This is a genomic window from Variovorax glucosi (assembly GCF_051216695.1).
GTDB lineage: Bacteria > Pseudomonadota > Gammaproteobacteria > Burkholderiales > Burkholderiaceae_C > Variovorax.
Map to the genome: position 1 here is coordinate 1 of NZ_JBPJZE010000176.1, position 1,267 is coordinate 1,267.

General features: G+C 68.1%; 4 protein-coding genes. 1 reads left to right on the top strand and 3 read right to left on the bottom strand.

The features are described from left to right. Positions 1-221, bottom strand: a 221-nt coding sequence (locus ACSFA3_RS24005) for a hypothetical protein (RefSeq protein WP_435507903.1), incomplete at its 3' end; no start/stop codon positions are given. On the opposite strand from ACSFA3_RS24005, the gene ACSFA3_RS24010 reads away from it, so the two are divergent. Then, positions 214-516 (top strand): Dabb family protein, encoded by a 303-nt coding sequence (locus tag ACSFA3_RS24010; RefSeq protein ID WP_435471840.1) that lies wholly within the window; start codon positions 214-216, stop codon positions 514-516. The genes ACSFA3_RS24005 and ACSFA3_RS24010 overlap by 8 nt on opposite strands. Here ACSFA3_RS24010 and ACSFA3_RS24015 read toward each other — a convergent pair. Together ACSFA3_RS24015 and ACSFA3_RS24020 are read right to left on the bottom strand one after the other, a co-directional pair. Continuing rightward, positions 501-758 carry a hypothetical protein gene (locus ACSFA3_RS24015; protein ID WP_435507904.1) on the bottom strand — a complete coding sequence of 86 codons (258 nt, stop codon included), beginning with the start codon at positions 756-758 and terminating at the stop codon, positions 501-503. The genes ACSFA3_RS24010 and ACSFA3_RS24015 overlap by 16 nt on opposite strands. Then, positions 731-1,267, bottom strand: a 537-nt coding sequence (locus tag ACSFA3_RS24020; protein ID WP_435507905.1) for a LysR substrate-binding domain-containing protein, incomplete at its 5' end; no start/stop codon positions are given. The genes ACSFA3_RS24020 and ACSFA3_RS24015, both read right to left, overlap by 28 nt.

Consider the following 1,267-nt stretch of genomic DNA (forward strand, 5'->3'; position numbering starts at 1 on the left):
CCATCCAGCTGCGCTACCTGGAAACGCTCACGGTGATCGGCGCGGACTAGAACACGACCATCGTGTTCCCGTTGCCGATGGATCTGATTTCGAGCTTCCTCGGCAAGCAGCACGCATAGCGGCGCGCAACGCGCGGAAGCGGAAAACTGTTCTTCACGCGCGAAGGCCTGCGGCGCATGGCCTTTCGCGAGGCGCGTGCTTACCATCGTCCGCATGTTCAAGCACATCGTGATGTGGGACCTGCGTGGCGACACGCCGGAAGAAAAGACGCAGGCCCGCCAGCTGCTCAAGCGCAAGTTCGAATCGCTGCGCGGCCAGATCCCGGGCCTGCTGCACATCGAAGTGGGCGTTGATTCGAGCCGCGCAAGCTATGCCTGCGACGTGGTGCTCTACAGCGAGTTCGACAGCCAAGCCTCGCTCGACGGCTACGCCACGCACCCTGCGCACCTGCGCGTGCGCGAAGAGCTTGGCGACCTTCGCGTCGCGCGCCACCAGGTCGACTACGCGCCCGACTGATCGGCGCCGGCCTGCGCGAGCCCAACGCAGAACTCGCGCACCAGCCGCAGCGCAGGCGCCTCGGTGCGGCCTTCGAGCGTGACGAAGGCGAACTGCGCGCTGAGCCCCGCAGCAGGCTCCACCTTCAATTCGGCCAACTCTCCGCTGTCCTGCAGCGCACGCGTGGCCGCGAGCACGCCCAGAAAGATCGCATCGGTGTTGCGCACGGCATCGATCAACGCGCCAATGTCTTCCGACGACACGTGCAGCCAGCGCTGCGGGAGCGCTCGACCAGGATGCGCGCCACGTCGTCGCTGACCATCGTCGAGACCACCGGATAGCGCACGAGATCGTCGAAGCGCACGGGCTTGCCGCGGCCCTTGGCGAGAAGCGGATGGCCCCGCCGGCAGACGAAACCGGAGCGCAGTGTCGGCAACACGTCGATGTGCAGGTCCTCGCGCGGTGACACGGCCCGGTAGGTAAGCACCAGCGCGTCGAGCGTGCGCGCACGCAGCGCCGCCAGCTGCAAGTCAGGCCCGCCGCCGTGCAGTTGCAGGCCCACGCGCGGATGGTTGCGCAGCATGTGGGTCAGCAGCGGCGACGAGAACAACGCTCCCGGCGCGGCGCCAAGCCCCAGCCGCACCGAACCGGCTTGCCCGTCGGCCAGCAGCGCGGCGGCGCGCTTGAGCTCGTGCGTCTCCATCGAGATGCGCTTGGCGCGCGCCAGCACCATCGCGCCGAACGGCGTGAGCTCGTTGCGCTTGCCGACGCG